Genomic DNA, 863 nt, shown 5'->3' on the forward strand with positions numbered 1-863 from the left:
CGTTTTAAAGATACGGATATTTTTGAACAAATCTTTTATCGAATACTAAAAGAAGCAATGAAAAAAGGATTTGTAGATCCATCAGTTGCATTTATAGATTCAACACATGTTAAAGCAAATGCTAATAAAAAGAAGTATATAAAGAAAACGGCTCGTGTAGAAACAAGAAGTTACCAAGAACAATTAGAGAAAGAAATAAATGTTGACCGAGAAGCACATGGAAAAAAGCAACTTCCCCCACAAGATAAAGAAGAAGAGAAAGAAATAAAGGAAAGTAAGACAGACCCAGAGAGTGGGTATTTTGTTAGGACGAGAGAGAAAAACTCTTTGCATACTCATTTCATACAGCTTGCGATCTAAACGGATTTGTTCTTGGTACATTTGTTACAGGAGCCAACGTACATGATAGCAAAGTATTAGATAAGATAGTTAATCAAGTAATCGAGAAAGTAGAAAAGCCAAGTGCAGTCGTAGTAGATGCTGGATATAAAACACCTTATATCGCGAAATACTTATCAGACCAAGATATTCGACCAGTGATGCCTTATACACGTCCCAGAACAAAAAGTGGATATATGAGAAAACATGAGTATGTATATGATGAATATTATGACTGTTACATCTGCCCAGTGGGAGAAATACTATCATATCGAACCACAACAAGAGAAGGTTATAAACAATACGCATCTGATCCGAAAATTTGTAAAAACTGCTCATTGTTATCATCATGTACACAGAGTAAAAATTATACGAAGATGATACATAGACATATATGGGAAGATTATATCGAAGAAGCGGATCACTTAAGACACACAGAAGAAAACAAGAGATTATATGCAAAGCGAAAAGAAACAATAGAAAGA

At 34.0% G+C, this 863-nt stretch carries 1 pseudogene; it reads left to right on the forward strand.

Annotated elements, in window-relative coordinates:
• Positions 1–863 (forward strand): annotated as a pseudogene (locus tag BHF71_RS11020) (transposase); the annotation flags it as partial.

It is taken from the genome of Vulcanibacillus modesticaldus (genome assembly GCF_001730235.1).
GTDB lineage: Bacteria > Bacillota > Bacilli > Tepidibacillales > Tepidibacillaceae > Vulcanibacillus > Vulcanibacillus modesticaldus.